General features: G+C 65.9%; 15 protein-coding genes. 6 read left to right on the top strand and 9 right to left on the bottom strand.

Annotated features, from left to right (window positions below):
* Nucleotides 1–161 precede the first annotated feature (161 nt).
* The 3 genes from AB0L58_RS35320 to AB0L58_RS35330 all read left to right on the top strand — a co-directional run bounded on the left by AB0L58_RS35320 (nt 162) and on the right by AB0L58_RS35330 (nt 4,919).
* The gene (locus AB0L58_RS35320; protein ID WP_364394081.1) at nt 162–1,715 is read left to right on the top strand and encodes an FAD-dependent monooxygenase; all 1,554 of its coding nucleotides are present in this window, start codon (nt 162–164) and stop codon (nt 1,713–1,715) included.
* Between the two features lie 123 nt (nt 1,716–1,838).
* Nucleotides 1,839–2,759: a LysR substrate-binding domain-containing protein gene (locus tag AB0L58_RS35325; RefSeq protein WP_364394083.1), complete on the top strand. Its 921-nt coding sequence runs from the start codon at nt 1,839–1,841 to the stop codon at nt 2,757–2,759.
* Nucleotides 2,760–2,960: 201 nt separating this feature from the next.
* Entirely contained in the window at nt 2,961–4,919 is a 1,959-nt protein-coding gene (locus AB0L58_RS35330; protein WP_364394086.1) for a potassium transporter Kup, read from the top strand.
* Between the two features lie 60 nt (nt 4,920–4,979).
* On the opposite strand, the gene AB0L58_RS35335 is transcribed toward AB0L58_RS35330, so the two are convergent.
* The 3 genes from AB0L58_RS35335 to AB0L58_RS35345 all read right to left on the bottom strand — a co-directional run bounded on the left by AB0L58_RS35335 (nt 4,980) and on the right by AB0L58_RS35345 (nt 9,605).
* Nucleotides 4,980–7,424 carry a hypothetical protein gene (locus AB0L58_RS35335; protein WP_364394088.1) on the bottom strand — a complete coding sequence of 815 codons (2,445 nt, stop codon included), beginning with the start codon at nt 7,422–7,424 and terminating at the stop codon, nt 4,980–4,982.
* 61 nt (nt 7,425–7,485) lie between these two features.
* On the bottom strand, nt 7,486–8,043 hold the full coding sequence (locus tag AB0L58_RS35340; protein ID WP_364394091.1) for a hypothetical protein: 558 nt from the start codon (nt 8,041–8,043) through the stop codon (nt 7,486–7,488).
* A gap of 344 nt (nt 8,044–8,387) precedes the next feature.
* Nucleotides 8,388–9,605, bottom strand: a complete 1,218-nt coding sequence (locus AB0L58_RS35345; RefSeq protein WP_364394293.1) for an alpha-hydroxy acid oxidase — start codon at nt 9,603–9,605, stop codon at nt 8,388–8,390.
* Between the two features lie 447 nt (nt 9,606–10,052).
* On the opposite strand from AB0L58_RS35345, the gene AB0L58_RS35350 reads away from it, so the two are divergent.
* Nucleotides 10,053–10,271 (top strand): hypothetical protein, encoded by a 219-nt coding sequence (locus AB0L58_RS35350; protein ID WP_364394094.1) that lies wholly within the window; start codon nt 10,053–10,055, stop codon nt 10,269–10,271.
* A 73-nt stretch (nt 10,272–10,344) separates the two neighbouring features.
* Here AB0L58_RS35350 and AB0L58_RS35355 read toward each other — a convergent pair whose 3' ends face one another.
* The 5 genes from AB0L58_RS35355 to AB0L58_RS35375 form a co-directional block, all read right to left on the bottom strand.
* A complete protein-coding gene (locus AB0L58_RS35355; protein WP_364394098.1) occupies nt 10,345–10,863 on the bottom strand; it encodes a hypothetical protein in 519 nt (172 codons plus the stop codon).
* A 92-nt stretch (nt 10,864–10,955) separates the two neighbouring features.
* Nucleotides 10,956–11,288, bottom strand: coding sequence for a hypothetical protein (locus AB0L58_RS35360; protein ID WP_364394100.1), 333 nt, complete (start codon nt 11,286–11,288; stop codon nt 10,956–10,958).
* 496 nt (nt 11,289–11,784) lie between these two features.
* Nucleotides 11,785–12,768 (bottom strand): aldo/keto reductase, encoded by a 984-nt coding sequence (locus AB0L58_RS35365; RefSeq protein ID WP_364394103.1) that lies wholly within the window; start codon nt 12,766–12,768, stop codon nt 11,785–11,787.
* A 132-nt stretch (nt 12,769–12,900) separates the two neighbouring features.
* Complete coding sequence (locus AB0L58_RS35370; RefSeq protein WP_364394105.1) at nt 12,901–13,497, bottom strand: helix-turn-helix domain-containing protein; 597 nt, start codon at nt 13,495–13,497, stop codon at nt 12,901–12,903.
* Nucleotides 13,494–14,714, bottom strand: coding sequence for a cytochrome P450 (locus tag AB0L58_RS35375; RefSeq protein ID WP_364394107.1), 1,221 nt, complete (start codon nt 14,712–14,714; stop codon nt 13,494–13,496). The genes AB0L58_RS35370 and AB0L58_RS35375 overlap by 4 nt, the downstream gene beginning before the upstream one ends.
* A gap of 300 nt (nt 14,715–15,014) precedes the next feature.
* On the opposite strand from AB0L58_RS35375, the gene AB0L58_RS35380 reads away from it, so the two are divergent.
* Nucleotides 15,015–15,497, top strand: a complete 483-nt coding sequence (locus AB0L58_RS35380) for a hypothetical protein (protein ID WP_364394110.1) — start codon at nt 15,015–15,017, stop codon at nt 15,495–15,497.
* A 77-nt stretch (nt 15,498–15,574) separates the two neighbouring features.
* Here AB0L58_RS35380 and AB0L58_RS35385 read toward each other — a convergent pair whose 3' ends face one another.
* On the bottom strand, nt 15,575–16,036 hold the full coding sequence (locus AB0L58_RS35385) for a hypothetical protein (RefSeq protein ID WP_364394112.1): 462 nt from the start codon (nt 16,034–16,036) through the stop codon (nt 15,575–15,577).
* Nucleotides 16,037–16,151: 115 nt separating this feature from the next.
* Here AB0L58_RS35385 and AB0L58_RS35390 point away from each other — a divergent pair, with 115 nt between their 5' ends.
* Complete coding sequence (locus AB0L58_RS35390) at nt 16,152–16,757, top strand: PadR family transcriptional regulator (RefSeq protein WP_364394114.1); 606 nt, start codon at nt 16,152–16,154, stop codon at nt 16,755–16,757.
* Nucleotides 16,758–16,759: the final 2 nt, after the last annotated feature.

Consider the following 16,759-nt stretch of genomic DNA (forward strand, 5'->3'; position numbering starts at 1 on the left):
CAGCGCTTCGTGACTCGCCCCGTGCCTCCGCGCACGGTCACCAACTCCAAGGGCGGGTGGCCCCGGCACGGCAGGTACGGGGCGCGGTAGCGCAGACCGGCGACCTGGGGTATCCGAATAATCGTTTGCCACGGCCGGAATCGGCCGGAATGGGAGTAGAAATGCATACCGACGTAATTATTGTGGGCGCGGGCCCGACCGGCCTGATGCTGGCCGCCGAGCTGCGTCTGGCCGGAGTGCGGCCGCTGGTGCTGGAGCGGCAATCGCAGCCGCGGGACACCCCCAAGGCCGGTGGTCTCGGCGGGCAGATCCTGGAGCTATTGCGCTACCGGGGCTTGCTGGATCGGTTCGAAGCGGCCTGCACCGATCCGATTCCGGCTCCACGGTTCCCGTTCGGCGGTGTCCATGTGGACCTCACCCAGCTGGCCGAATCCCCGATGCACGCCCTGCCGCTGCCACAACAGCAACTCGAGCGACTGCTCGGCGAACACGTCGGCGAGCTCGGCGTCGATATCCGTCGCGGACACCAGGTGCTGGATGTGCGGCAGGACGCCGACACGGTCACCGCGGAGGTCGGCGGGCCGGACGGGCTGTACCGGGTGACCGCCCGCTATCTGGTGGGCTGCGACGGTGCGCGCAGCCGGGTTCGTGACCTGGCCGGGATTCCGTTCCCCGGCACCGTATATCCAGAGGTGAATCGGCTGGCCCAGATCACCGTGCCCGATTCGGTGACCCGGCTCGACAACGGCGACCTGGAGGTTCCCGGGTTCGGAACCATCCGTGCAGGTTTCACGCGGACCGACCGCGGTCTGTTCGGGATGGGGGTTTCGCCTACGTCGGCGGTGCTGTCTGTCTACACGATCGAGGACGAGACCGTCGAATACGACGATGACGTGCCGATGACCGTGGCCGAGCTACAGGCCAGCATCCGCCGCGTGCTCGGCGCGGATCTGCCTGTGGCGCACACGCATCGGCTGTCGCGCTTCACCTTCAAGGCCCGCCAAGCCGAACGCTATCGCGCCGGTCGGATACTGCTCGCCGGTGATGCGGCCCATTTGTTTCCCGCCACGGGCGTGGCACTCAACGCCGGAATGCTCGACGCGGTCAATCTGGCATGGAAGCTGGCCGCCGACGTCCACGGGTGGGCGCCCGACGGCCTGCTGGACACCTACCACGAGGAACGCCACCTGGCCGCGGCGCGCACGATGCTGCACACCCGGGCACAGGTCGCGCTGCGCCGCGGGCACGACCCGGCCGCCGAAGCACTGCGGGCGGTCTTCCAGGAACTTCTCACCGACGAACAGCCCTTGCAGCGCATGGCAGCCCTCATCGCCGGTGCCGATATCCGCTATCGGCTGCCCAACCCCAACAACCACATCTTGACCGGAACCTTCGCACCCGACCTCACCCTGCACACCGACGACGCGACAACCAGCATCGCCGAACTCATGCACGGCGCACGGCCCATCCTGCTCGACCTCGCCGACCGCGCGGACCTGCGCGATGCCGCCCGAGACTGTCGGCATCGCATCGACATCCGCACCGCCAAAGCCGAAAACCGCCGAGCCGATGCCCTCCTGATCCGCCCGGACGGCCACATCGCCTGGGCCGCAACCATCGACGAACCCGCCGACACTGCCGAGGACGGCCTGCGAGCAGCGCTGTCGTACTGGTTCGGCACATCCGAGGCGACAACGATCCCGACCGGCGATTGACCTTCCTACCGACCGCCTGCCGGGAATGCTCCGCATCCTGAAACCCCGGCAAGCACGGCTCCTCGGCGACAAGCGGCCGACCGCGGTGTCGCCATTCAGCCGGATGATGCCGGGGTGGACTTCGTGGACCGATTCATAACTCTGGGGTTATTTATGGAGCTACGCGACATCGAGATCTTCCTGACGTTGGCCGAGGAACTGCACTTCGGACGCACCGCCGAACGGCTGCACGTGTCTCAGGCCCGCGTCAGCCAGGCCATCCGCAAACAGGAACGACGCCTCGGTGTGGCACTGGTCGAACGCACCAGTCGGCGGGTGAGCCTGACAACGGTCGGTCGGCGTCTCCGGGAAGACCTGCAGCAAGTACACGACCTGCTCCAGGAGGCACTCGCCCGCGCCGAAGCAGCCGGGATCGGCGCGGGCCAGACGCTGCGGATGGGCGTATTCGGCCACGCCGGACACGAACTGCGGCCGCTCATCGACGCGTTCCGCACCCGCTATCCGGGCAGCGATGTCCAGTTCGGCGAGATCAACGGCAGCGACCCGTTCACATCGCTGCGCACCGGCGTTCACGACGTGAATGTGCTGTGGCTGCCCGTCCTCGAACCAGACCTCACAGTCGGACCCACCGTGCTCACCGGACGCCGCGTGCTCGCCGTGTCGGCCGACCATCCGCTGGTCGAGCGGGGCATCGCAGCCCTGGAGGACCTCGCCGACAACCACGTCGTCGACCTCGGCCCCGACGCACCGGAGTACTGGGTCGCGTCCATGGTCCCCACTCGTACACCGCACGGCCGCCGCATCCCGCGCGGGCCGACGGCGCGGACCTTCCATGAACTTCTTTCCCTGGTCGCCACCGGCCATTGCGTCCACCCGCTCGGCGAGATCGCCGCCCGCTACAACAACCCCCCTGGCATCGTCTTTCTGCCCATGCCCGACGCCCCTCCCCTCGAATGGGCGCTGACCTGGCGCTCGGCCGCCGATAGCGCGGCTGTTCGCGCGCTGGCCCGAACCGCCGCCGACCTCGGCCCCATCGCCCTGTGACGACCGATCGCCGATAACCGTCGAGTAATCGACCGTTATCGGATCTCGGCCGCGCGCACGCGTTACGGCAGGGCCGTGCGGGCCGGCGATCTCGCGACACCTTCGACACGGATGACATGTAAAGAATCCCCGGGCCGAGCCGGTATCGTCCGGCACGATGCGCGCGCATCCGATCAGCAGCCCGCGCGGAGGAGGATCACCGTGACCGACGCCCCACCCATGCCCACACCCAGTGCCGAGCCCGCGCCGGATCATGGTGCGGGCGTCCACGGTTCGGCGCCGCTGGCGTTGGCGGTCGGGGCACTCGGCGTGGTGTTCGGCGATATCGGGACCAGCCCGATCTACACGCTGCAAACCGTGTTCAACCCCGGTGATCCGCATCCGGTCCCGGTCAGCCGGGACAACGTGTACGGGGTGGTGTCACTGATCTTCTGGTCGGTGACGATCATCGTCACCGTCACCTACGTTCTGCTCGCCATGCGTGCCGACAACGAGGGTGAGGGCGGCATCATGGCGCTGATCACGCTGCTGCGCCGGTGGAGTGCCCCGCAGGGCCGACGGGTGGCCATGGTGCTGTCGGCGCTCGGAATCTTCGGCGCCTCACTGTTTTTCGGCGACAGCATGATCACCCCCGCGATCTCGGTGCTGTCCGCGGTCGAAGGTCTCGAGGTCGTGCGCCCTTCGCTCGAGGAATTCATCGTGCCGATCACGGCCGTGATCATCGTGGCGCTGTTCATGGTGCAGCGCCACGGCACCGCTGCCGTCGGCCGACTATTCGGTCCGGTGATGATCGTCTGGTTCGTCACCATCGGCGTGTGCGGACTGACCGGAATCGTCGATCATCCGGAGATTCTGAAAGCGCTGTCACCCACGTATGCGCTGGGCTTCCTGTTCGGTCACTTCGATACCGCGTTCTTCGCCCTCGCCGCGGTCGTCCTCGCCGTCACCGGCGCCGAAGCGCTCTATGCGGACATGGGCCACTTCGGCCGGCGGTCGATCACCCGGGCCTGGCTGATCCTGGTATTCCCCGCCTGCATCCTGAGCTACCTCGGGCAGGGTGCATCGATTCTGGCCGATCCGAGCAATATCAGCAGCCCGTTCTTCTTGCTCGCGCCCGGCTGGGGACGACTACCGCTGGTGATTCTGGCGACGGCCGCGACGGTAATCGCCTCGCAGGCGGTGATCACCGGTGCGTACTCGGTCGCCTCCCAGGCCGCCCAGCTCGGCTACCTGCCGCGACTGCGCGTCGCACACACCTCCGAATCGACGATCGGGCAGATCTATGTGCCGTGGATCAACTGGCTGCTGATGGTCTCGGTGCTCACCTTGGTCTTCGCCTTCCGCAGCTCGACCGCGCTGGCCTTCGCATTCGGTATGGCGGTCACCGGGACGATCACCATCACCACCCTGCTGTTCTTCTATGTCGCCCACGTGAAATGGGGCACCCCCTGGTGGCTGATCGGCCTCGGGGCGGTTCCGCTGTTGTTCGTGGATCTGCTATTCCTCGCGGCGAATATGACCAAGCTCGTCCACGGGGCATGGCTGCCGCTGCTGATCGGTGTCACCGCGTACACCGTCATGACCACCTGGCAGCGCGGTAGGAAGATCGTCACCGCTGAACGGGAACGCCGGGAAGGATCACTGCGCGAGTTCATCGACAAAATCCAAAGCGGGAAACCGAAGTTGGTGACCGTGCCCGGCACGGCCATCTTCCTGAACCGCGGCAAGCAGACCACGCCGCTGGCCATGCGCGCCAATGTCGAGCACAACCACGTCCGGCACGAACAGGTGGTGCTCGTGGCGATCGAGACCGAACCGGTACCCCGCGTACCGGCCGCCGAATGCGTCAACGTCGATCACCTCGGTTATGCCGACGACGGGATCATCCACGTCACCGCCCGATTCGGTTATATGCAGACTCCCGATGTGCCGCGAGCGCTGGCCGGAATCGACCCCGCCGAAACCGAGGGACAGCTGAATCTGGACGATGCGTCCTACTTCCTTTCGAAGATCGAACTGCGCCGCGGCACCGCGCCCACCATGGCGATGTGGCGCAAACGTTTGTTCATCGCCACCTCCTACATCACCGCCGACGCCGCCGAATACTTCGGCCTGCCCCGCGACCGCACCGTCATTATGGGCTCCCACATCGAGGTGTAGTCCCCCGACGATCGGCTCCGACACCTACGGTCTCCGTCGGCCACCGTGGTCCACACCTGATCACGGGCGGTTCGGTGGGGCCGGGGTGGCGGCGCTGCGTGCGGTGCCGGTCGACCAGTTATCGGTATCGATCGAACGGGCGAGGAAGTGTCGGACCTCGCGGTGCAGGTCGAGGTCGCGCAGGTCGCCGTGCACGACGGCGTGGACCGAATCGGCCAGGTTTGCGGCGTCCGTGTTGGCGATCGACTGCATCATGCGTGCCGCGGGGTCACGGGCGACGGATTCGAGATCGCGGGCACCGAGACCGAGGTGCCCGAATGCGTTGGCACGCCCCATCGCCGAGGTGTCGCCGCGCGCGGCCTGCCCCAGCGCCCGCATTTTCGCTTCGGTCGGGTTCGCCAGGTAGTCGTTGACGATCGAGCGCAGCTGGCTGCCGCGAATGGTGTGTCCGTTGAGCGCGTTCACGCCGTCGATCAGGTCGACGCCGCGGGGCAGGCAGTCGCGGTAGCGAAGCGTGGCCCTTTCCATCGCGTATACCGCTGCCTGAAGGCGCTGTTCCTCGCGCAACCGCGCCTGCCTGCCTGCCAACCCCGCCAGCCGACCGAGTGAGTTCTCCGCCAACGTCTGTGCCGCGGCGAGTTCGGCCAATGGCCGATGGACGAACCGATTGTGCCGCGCGAACCTCTGCTGTTCGGCGTAGACCGCCACGGCGTCCGAAATCATCGGCCGACTCCAGCCCGCGAGCTCGAGCGCGTCGGCCGCCTCCGACAGACCGCCTCCGGCACGCCACACCACGGCCTCGACCGCGGCCGCCGCCCCGCGCGCGGTTCCAACACCCCCGTACGCTTGCCCGTATCGGCGCGCTATCTGCCGCAAATGCGCTGGCCCCATATTCCCGTCGATGCGCGAGTGCGGATAGGTGTGTCCCCGGCCGACGAACCACTCCATCGCCGGCTCGGCGATGGTGGCGAGCCCACTGACCAGCGCCATTCGACCGGCGTGGGAAGTGCCGAATTGTCCCATCCCCAATGCCCTTCCACCGCCTCCGCCGCCTGCGGAGGACCCCCGCTGCATCACGAGTGCGAACCGGTTCGCCACCCAATCGTTGCCACCCGACAGGCCGCTGCCCAGCCTGCGCAGCTGGAAGATCGCGATGATCTCCACCACCGCGCCGATAACGAATACCGCCATCTCCTGACCGCGCGCCTGCCGGAACAGATCACCGAGGAACAACAGGTAGACGCCGAGAAATATGGTGTAGGCCGCCATCCGCCCGGCCGCGATGAACGAATCGACCATATTGCGCACCAGAAACGTCTGCGTCGGCCCGTAGATGAACCCACCGGCGGCGAATCCGAAGATCGACATGAACCCGTGATAGATCGCGTCCAGCGCCGCCTTGATGATCTTCAGCCCGAGATAGGCCGCGAACAACCCCAGCACCGCGCCGGACAGCAACAACACCAGCCCCGCCCCGACCTGCCTGGCCGTGGGATCCTCGGCCGCGGCATACGCGGCGGAATCACCGCACGACTTCATGCCGTTCTTGACCCGATCATCGTCGCCGGAGTCGACCGCCGCCGTCCACATCGCCGCACACGCCGGTCGCTCGTCGACCACATGCCCGAAATTCCACACCTGCAACGGTTTACGCGCGAAATTATCGGCCATCTCCGACTGCATGGTCGCCACCAGCGCGGCCGGATTCGGATCGGCATCGCCGTTCAACCCGGCGGCCACCGAGATGCCGACATCGCGCCCTTGGGCCAGCCACCCGTTAGCGGACAACACTTCCGCCAGCGGATCCGACAGCAACAGCGTCCCCGAGATCGCCACCCCCAGCATGCTGAGGACCTGCATCGTCGCCTTCGAGTAGAAACCGCGGGTGAGGAAGTAGGCGACGAAGAACGCCCCGATGGTCGCGGCCGTGACCAGCATCAGCGGCGTCGCGATCTGTCCGGTCAGGTTCACCGCGACCCCGTGCAGGGCCGAGCTGAACACATTGAGCCAGGCGAAGCTCAACGCCCACCCGACCAACCAGATCGCAAAGGTGACAATGACATTCCAGCCGGCGAACTCCAGATCGAGGATGACCGCCAGCGCGGTCGTGCCGGGATGGAACGGACCACCGTGATCGGTGACGAAGGTGTACTTCGACAACTCGACACCGGATGAATCGCGCACATGCGTCCAACTCAGCCCACTATTGGGGGCCGACGAACCAGCACCGTGCCCGGCCGGAGCGACCGCACCGGGCTGCGCGGTGGCCAACGCGCCGACCGCGACCGGGACGAGGACCAGCACGGTGAGCGCCATCACCCCCAACACAATTCGCCGACGCCACCGACTCGCCACGATCCACGCGGCCACCCGCCGGGCCAGCACCCGCGGATACCAGCGATCCGGATCGAAAAGAGCCAGCTGCCAGGCGAAAAACGCCTCCCGCCCGCGCGGCATGCGAGCGCTGCCGGAGGTCACCGGACCGGCTATCATACCGAAATCCATTGCAGCGCTATAGATTCAGAACTACACGAGCGCCACTCACCTGTTGTCGACAGCATCGATGTCATCGCTTCGAGCGCTGGAGCATCCACCCGGTGATCGCCGCGACCGCCGCGACCATCGATGCACCGCAGGCGATCAACGCGGCACCGGTGAAACTGGTGGTGGCATAGCCCGAGGAACGAACACCCGGCAACATCAGGTCGCCGCCGGAAAAGGCCCACTGTACCCAGGAACCCACTTGACCACCCGCGTCCCAACTCCGCGCCGTCATGGCCATCAAATCCGATGCTCGGCCATTGAGGTTGCGCATGGCCAGGAGCACGAAAATCGCCACCGCGATACCGGAAGCGACTGCTGTCCGATACAGCGCCGTCTTACCGACTCGAAGATTGGTCACCACCACGGTCACCAGCACGATGATCGTGGCCGTGGTGAAGATGGCCCAGGTGCCGCTGATATCAGCGGTGCTCGGACCGGAACCCGACCAGGCCATCAGGTAGCTGGTAGTGGCCTCGATCCGGCCGAAGGCATCGGCCCGCGCGGTCCCGTCGGGTCCGGTGACGGTGATCCAGGACCGGAACAACATGACCAGCGTGACCAGGTCGGCGGCCGCGGCCACCACATAACCCGCGTTTCCCCGTGCCGACGCTGTCCATCTACTCCGTAGTGCCCGCCGCACCGCTCGCGCCCGGGGTGTGGACCAGGCCCGTGTGACTTGCGCGGCACGCGGAGATTCGCGTAACTGCCAAGGTGTCGGCTGCGTCATCGCAGCCGCCACGCGGAGTCGGTGACCGAAGCCGGTGAGCATCGTCGACACTCGTGCGCACATGCCCATCCGCGGCCGAAATGTCCCTGAGAACAGACCATCTCAGCATGCTATGAACGGGGTGACGCCCTTCATCGCGCTCCATACGACGCCTTTACCGCCACTCGGGTCTACCGATGAATTCCTTGATGAATTCCTTATGGCGCGGGCCGACGGCACTCGAGCAGTTGCACGTGCCGCGGCTCCAATTCCTCGATCGTGCCGACACCGAGCAGCTTCATGGTGCGCACGATCTGCGTGCGCAGAATTTCGATCGCGCGGTCGACGCCCGCCGCACCCCCAGCCATCAGTCCGTACAGATAGGCCCGGCCGATGAAGGTGAATCGGGCGCCGAGCGCGAGCGCGGCGACGATATCCGCACCGTGCATGATGCCGGTATCGAGATGGATCTCCATATCGTTGCCGACCTCGCGCACCACCGACGGCAGCAGCTGCAGTGGCACCGGTGCCCGATCGAGTTGCCGCCCACCATGATTGGACAGCACGATCCCGTCCACGCCGAGCCCCGCCAGACGTTCCGCGTCGGCGACGGTCTGCACCCCCTTGACCAGTATCCGACCGGGCCAGCGGTCCCTGATCCAGGCCAGGTCCTCGAAACCGACGGTCGGGTCGAACATGGTGTCGAGCAGTTCGACAACCGTCCCGGACCAGCGATCCAGTGAGGCGAAGGCCAATGGTTCGGTGGTAAGGAAATCCCACCACCACCATGGCCTGCGCAAGGCATCCATAGCACCGGAGACCGTGATGGACGGCGGCACCGTCATCCCGTTGCGCACGTCCCGCAGCCTGGCGCCCGCGACCGGGACATCGACCGTCACGACGAGGGTGTCGAATCCGGCAAGCGCGGCCCGTTCGACGAGAGCCAGCGAACGATCCCGATCGGTCCACATATACAGCTGGAACCAATTGCGGGCGTCGGGACCGGTGACCGCGGCGATATCCTCGATCGCCGTGGTTCCCATCGTGGACAACGTGAACGGGATTCCGGCGCGTTCGGCGGCACGGGCGCCCGCGCGTTCACCCGCGGTGTGCATCATCCGGGTGAACCCGGTCGGCGCGATACCGAATGGCAATCGGGCGGTCGCACCGAGCACGCGGACGGTGGTGTCGGTGACCGAGACATCCCGCAGGACGGCCGGGCGGAATTCGATGTCGGAGAAGGCTTCTCGGGCGCGCCGCAGGCTGATTTCGGCGTCGGCGGCACCGTCGGTGTAATCGAAGGCAACCTTCGGAGTGCGGCGTCGGGCGAGTTCGCGAAGGTCCCAGATGGTCTGGGCGCGAGCCAGTTTGCGACCCCGACCACCGAACGGGCGGTCGAACTTCACCAGCGGTGCCAACTCGCGCGGACGCGGCATCCGACGTTCTGTATGCACGGCGATTCCCTTCACGGTTCGGCGGCCCACGGTGAATGTGCCCGCGGTCGCGTTCATCATCCAAGGCGTGCCCTCGAGCAGTTCCGCGAACTAGCCAGATCCAGCGAAATACCTTGGGCGAGCAGATCCTCGGGCTTCCTCGTGAGCCTCGGCCGATTTCCGGGAGCACGCGATGAATTTCTCGCTCAGCCGGGACCAGCTCGCGCTGCGCGATACCGTCCGCGGCTTCCTGGCGAAACATTCGCCGATGACGCGGGTTCGAGCCGCGATGGATTCGCCAACCTAGGTGGCGGTCGGCCACGGCACTGACGAACGCCTCGGGATCGCAGTGACCGCAGCGCGGCCGGAATTCGTGCTCACCGCTGACGGGGATGGTGGTTTCGATGTCCTCGATAGGCTGTCATCAGCCGAAAAGCGAAAGGTAGCAATATGATCCGAAAAATCGTGCTGGCGGTTACGGCCGGCGTGCTGATCAGCACACCCGCGACGGCATCGGCCGAGGTCGCCATCGCCGACCAGCCGGCTACCGCACAGGAGGTGGCGATCAGCACCGGATCGGGCGTTGCCGACACCGTCATCAATGCGCTGATTGCCGCGATCTTCGGTCCGAATGATCCGTCGACCTGCAAGTTCCCGTACTGCTTCTGAGGATGCCGCTGCGGCACCGGCAATTATCGCGAAAACGGGTACCGGTCACGCTGCCCGGTACCCGTTCATCGGATCAGCTGAAATGCGCCGCGAGGATCGGAACGTCGGCACCGCGGGCCTCACCCGCGATACACGACCCCGCCATTGCCATGGCATTGCCGATCGGACCTTGTTCGACCACCAGATGACCACCCGCACCGGGGCCATCGATGATGGTCACGGTGTTGGACATCGACGTGCCCATGCCACCCGGCACGTGCCACGGCCCGCTGATCCGGCTGACCGCGCCATTGGACCAGTTGACCTTGCCATCGATCTGACCATCGACATCGGCGCAACTGCCGTTCCCGCTGAAGGTGCCGCTCACCGTGGCCTCGGACGCGGGCGTGCCTGTGCACCCGGTGAGATTGCCGTTCCAGGTGGCCGTGGCCGGTGCGACCATCATCCCGAGCGGACTTGTGCGGTAACTGAATTGGCCGCCGGAGCAGCCTCCGGCAATCGGATCGGCCGTGGCCTGCTGAGCGCCGACGAATGCGGCGGCGAGTGCGGCGACTGCGATGGACACCGTCGCGATCTTTCGGGAAATTGCCATGACGAATACCTTCTCCTGTTGATCGACTTGATCGGATGGAGCAGCTGACGACAAGCAAACGCCAAGATCGTAGACGGCGCGTCCGACGCAGGCTAATCAGCCCACACCCGTTCCCCGGGATATGCACGTCGGGCGTAGGTATCGGTCGGGTTGACGGTGATCACGTCACAACACCGCACCAGTTCTTCCGGCCGGTCGTCCAAATGTGCGAGATTCGGCGTGATCACCGCTTCGGCATCAGTCTCGCGAATAGCCGCGCGCAACGCAGCGACGATATCGGTGTCGGCACCGTCCAGCCACACGATCTGGGCGAGTTCGTATCCGTATCGCGTTGCCAACTTGCGGATCTGGGCAATGTCCCAGTCCATCGCATCGCCCGACACGTCCCACCGAAGGTATCCGATCGCGGTCGGCGTCGGCCTCATCGACTCGCCTCGTTCCGTCGTGCACCAGATCTGCTGATGCTCGATCCACACCGGTCGGGAGCGGCTACCGTCGTCGGCGCCCCGCCACCGCACACTGTCGCAGCAAATACAACGCAACCGTAGCAATTTCCCCCGCCGAATACAACAGCTACCTACGGTGGCAGCCTTCGTCGGGACGGCCCCGGAGAATCCCACCCGGTGGCGGCTGATTATCGCCACCCCGGGCGGGGCTCCCAAGGAAATATCGTGAGGCACTACGGAATTCGCGCGCCATCATCCTCGACCACGCCGAGGCATTGGTGCGCATGGGCCGAGCGCTCGAATCCCGCTGAGCGGGCGTGGATGCCACGCTGCTCGCCAACTCGCTGCCGACCGTGGCCGAGATGCTCGGCAGACTGGCGGTCAGCGATCCGATGCACTATCCACCGCAACGCCGGCAAGGCTTTCCGCGCACCCCGGGTCCGTTCGGTGATGGGCGTGCCTCCCCGCGAGTAATTCAGCGACCGGCGGCCTTTGCGAGATGTTCCGGATAGCGCGCACCGGCGAATGCGGTGGCGGGTGCGGCGGCATCGATGCGGGCGAGATCGTCTGCGGTCAGGGTGATCTCGGCGGCGGCGACATTCTCCGCGAGGTAGGTGCGCCGCTTGGTGCCGGGAATGGGAACCACATCGTCGCCGCGGCTCTGCACCCAGGCGAGCGCCAATTGTCCTGCGGTAATCCCCTTTTCGGCGGCGAGCTCGCGCAGCGCGGCGACAATGGCGAGGTTGCTGTCGAGGTTGTCCTCGGCGAATCGCGGCAAGCGGCGGCGCATATCGTCGGCGGGCAGATCGGCGGTGGAGGTGATCGAGCCGGTCAGGAAGCCGCGGCCGAGCGGTGAGAAGGGCACGATGCCGATGCCGAGCTCACGACATGTCGGCAGCACTTCGGCCTCGATATCCCTTGTCCACAGCGACCATTCGCTCTGCAGGGCGGTCACCGGATGGACCGCGTGCGCGCGCCGGATGGTCGCCGCCGATGCCTCCGAAATGCCGAGGTAGCGCACCTTGCCCGCCTGCACCAGCTCCGACAGCGCACCCCAGGTCTCCTCGACCGGAACATTCGGATCCACGCGGTGCTGATAGTAGAGGTCGATGTGGTCGACACCGAGCCGGAGCAGCGACGCATCACAGCTCTGCTTGACATACGCGGCGTCACCACGGGCACCCATACTGCCGTCCTCGCCCCATACGATGCCGAATTTGGTCGCCAGCACCACCCGGTCACGGCGGTCGGCGATGGCCTTGCCGACCAGGCGCTCATTGGTCTCCGGGCCGTAGACATTCGCGGTGTCCAGCAGCGTCACGCCCAGATCCAGCGCACGGTGGATGGTGGCAATGGATTCGTCGTCGTTATCGCGCACACCGTAGGCCTGGCTCATGCCCATGCAGCCCAGACCCTGCGCACCGACGGTCAACTGGCCGAGCTTCCTGGTCGGAATCATGTGAGGCTCTTCTCCTTGGTCGACGATTTCGCCATCGACGCTACGAGCTGGAGTGCTCTCCAAGTCAAGCGCAGAGGCGGGTTCGGCGATCACCCAGCCGAGCCTGCTCGTTGCCAGCGCAACCGCAGAACATCAGTTCGCGAACGCACCCATGACGACCGGCGCGACGAACTGCTCCAACATGACCCGTTCCTCGGCCTCGTCCCGACCGGGCGCGGTGAGCAGCGACATGATGATACGAGCCAGCCAGCGGGCCAGACGAGAGCGGTCCGGATCGGCGGTCGGCGGCAGCAGCCCGGCGGCAATGGCCTCGATGACCTCGGAGGATTGACCGATTTCATTGGCGATACCCGCATCACTCGCGGTGAACCAGGCGATCAGCGTCGGGTCGGCGCGAACCTCGTACAGCGCTGCGCGCATGACCGCGACAATGCGCTCACCCGGATCGGCGATCCCGCGCGTCCGCTCGGCGACCACGGCACCGACCCGACGAGCTTCGCGGTGCACGAACGCGATTCGCAGCGCTTGGCGGTTAGGGAAATAGCGATACAGGGTGGCGCGCGAGCAGCCAGCGGCCTTCGCGACATCACCCATTCCGGTATTCGTGACGCCGCGCTCGACGAACAGCTGCGCGGCGGCATCGAGGATCTGCTCGGCCGCGATATCGGCACGCCTGGGGCGCAACCAATCGCTTGGCCCACCCGCATCGCCAGGTGACGCGGCCATCATCGGGACACCCGGAACGGCACACGATCCGGCCAGCGCACATAACTGCCGGGGGCATAACGCACCTTGTCGATATCGACGACAAAATCCGGGCAGCGCGCAAGCAATTCCTCCAGCGCGACGCACGCGACCATGCGCGCGGCGGCCGCGCCGAGACAGTGATGGTTGCCATGACTGAAGGTCAGAATCTGCTTGGGCCGCCGCCGCACATCGAGCTCGCTCGCATCGGCGCCGAATTCGCGCTCGTCCCGGTTGGCCGAGGCATACAGCAGCAGCACGCGGCGTCCGGCCGGAATGGTGGTGCCGTGCATCTCGATATCGCGCACCATGGTTCGCGCCAAACCCTGCACCGGCGAGGTGAGCCGCAAGAACTCCTCGACCGCATCGGGGATGAGCGCGGGATTCTCGATCAGCAGCCGACGCTGATCGGGACGCTCGGTCAGCAATTGCACCGCGCCGCCGAGATTGCCGGTGGTGGTGTCGTTTCCGCCGGTGATCATCGTGAAGGCGAAGCCGAGGATCGAAATGATGCCCGCGTAGTCGCCATCCGCGCCCAGTCCGGCAGCCACCAGATGCGAGATCGTATCGTCGGCGGGTTCGGTGCGACGGCGTTCGATCAAATGGGTGAAGTACTGCATCAATTCGCCGATGGCCGCTTGGGCATCGAGCGGACTGCCACCCGCGGAGGCGGTCATGATGAGATCGGTCCACTCGTCGAATTTCGGCCGATCCGGTTCCGGCACACCGAGATAATGCGCGACCACCATACTCGGCAGCGGCTTGAACAGTTCGACGACGATATCGCCCGCACCTGCAGCCCGCAGCCGCTCCAGCCGCTCGACGACGAATGCGCGCACCTGCGGCTCGACCGAGCGGACCTGCCGCGGCGTGAACCCCTTCATGACCTGTCTGCGGAAGGTGGTGTGATCCGGCGGATCAGTGAAGACGAACGGCCGCGGTTCGGGCAGCCCGATCTCACCGAGGTCGCGGTAATCGACGGTCAACCCGTTGGCCGACGAGAAGGTCGCGACATCCCGCGCCGCCGCATACACATCCGAATAGCGAGACAGGACATAGTAGTCGCTCGCCGGATCATCCTGGGGCACAACATGATGCACCGGATCATGCGCCCGCAGCTCCCCATACATCCGCCACGGATCCCGCCAACTCTCCGCCGACCTCAACTCGAACTGCGGTCGCCGAGACAACTCTGTCACCATGCCCCAACCATAAGACAAAACAACCAACCTGTCTAGAACACGTTCCACATCTCGCCCCCTCGCCCCCGGCGATCAAGATCGGGTGGAACTGGTAGCGGCGCCTTCTCGCGTTTTGCCGCCATGGTTTCCACGTGATCCCTTGTCCAGTACGGGGGGTGGGGGTCGACTGCCGTCGGCGGTGGTCTGGCATCTGGGTATCGGCGAAATGTTCGCGTTTGTGGGTTTTTTCGAGGCGTTGCGAGGGCATGGGACGGCGGTACCGTCGTAGTAGGAGCTGGGGCGAAACGCGGGGAGATAACGATGGTGCGGTGGGACCGGCCGCCGAGGGCGCAGACACCCGATGCGGATGCGCCGTGGAACGAGATCGTGCCACAGCTGTGGATGGGTGGGCATCACTACGGGAATGCCGAGGGCGTGCGGGTGCCCGCGATCGTCGGAACCGAATTCGACGTGGTGATCAGCCTGTACCAGGCCGACGGGCACGGGCCGGGACCGAATATCGAACACCATCACCTCGCCATTCCCGATGCGGTGCTGCGCACCGAGCAGCGGGCGGCGGCGCGTGAATTGGCCAGGATCGCCGCCACCGCGGTTCGCGCCGACCGCAGCGTCATGGTGCGCTGCCAGTACGGATACAACCGTTCTGGTCTGGTGGTCGCGCAGACGCTGCTCGATCTGGGACATTCGGTCGATGACGCCATCGCGCTGATCCGGCAGCGACGCTCCCGCTATGCACTGAACAACGAGTTCTTCGTCAGCTATCTGACGACCGGGCTCGACTAGCGACGCGGAAATGCCGAGTGCCCCAACCTCGGTATCTACCGAGATCGGGGCACTCACGTTCCGACAATCGCTGCGAATCAACGCGGCGCATTGGCCGGATCGGCAACGGTCGGATGCGTACCTTCGCGATGCGCCCGGCGCGCATCCTCGAAGAACTCCCGCGAGAACATTGCCGACAGCACAGCGATACCCGCACGGTGCACCCGGAATTCACTGCGGTTGCTGGTGCCGGTGAGCCGGATGACGCGCCCCGCGGCGTCGCGGGGCCGCGCGAAATCCTTCACCCGGCCGCGGCCGGTCCAGCGCAGTTCGGTCTGGTCGATGACGGCGTCGTCCGGGACGAGCAGTTTCACCATGGCGTGATCGAGATCGGCGTGCACGACGATCTCGCCGTCCCCGGTGATCTGCGGCGAGCGCAGGTCGATCAGCACGCTGCCGTAACGGGCGGTGACGTCGAAGGTGTCGGCATCGGTCCAGTTGCCGAGGCGCTTGGCGGTCTCGTGGTCGACGTGGATGCGGGTGGCGGTCTTTGCGGTCATTTTTCGATCCTTTCGGGGCGGCTTCCGCTGGCGAATCAATAGTGTCATATGAACTAGTTTCTTTGCAACTAGTTCATATGAACCTAGTTGTCGAGACACCACTAGAATGGTCGGCATGACGGCACCGACGCAGTTCAAGCGCTCCCCCCTGGCGATGGCGCTGCTCGGCATCCTGCATCTGGAACCGATGCACCCCTACGCGATCCAGCGGCGGATCAAGGAGTGGGGCAAGGACAAGGTCGTCAATGTCGCCCAACGCGCCGCGCTCTACAAGACAATCGGCAGGCTGCAGGAGGCCGGACTGGTTACGGTCCGCGAGACCGGCCGCGATCAGCAATATCCGGAGCGGACCGTCTACGAGATCACCGATGCGGGCCGCGCGGCGTGTGCGCATTGGCTGGCCGAGATGATCGGCGAATCGCGCAACGAGTACCCGGAATTCCCCGCGGCACTGTCGTTCCTGATGCTGCTCGGACCCGATGGCGCCCGCACCGAACTGGAGCGGCGCGCAAAGTCGGTGCGCGCCAAGCTCGCCGAGATGGATGCCGACGCGGAACAGGCCGCGGCGATGCGACTGCCCAGGGTGGTGATCCTGGAGGACGAGTATCAGCGCGCGATCACCGAGGCCGAATTGCGTTGGCTCGACAGCGTTATCGCCGATCTGACCGCGGGCAACCTCACCTGGTCCAGGGAATCCCTGCTGCCGTATCAGCAGCCGTAGCC

This window comes from Nocardia sp. NPDC052112, from assembly GCF_040680135.1.
In the GTDB taxonomy this organism is placed as follows: domain Bacteria; phylum Actinomycetota; class Actinomycetes; order Mycobacteriales; family Mycobacteriaceae; genus Nocardia.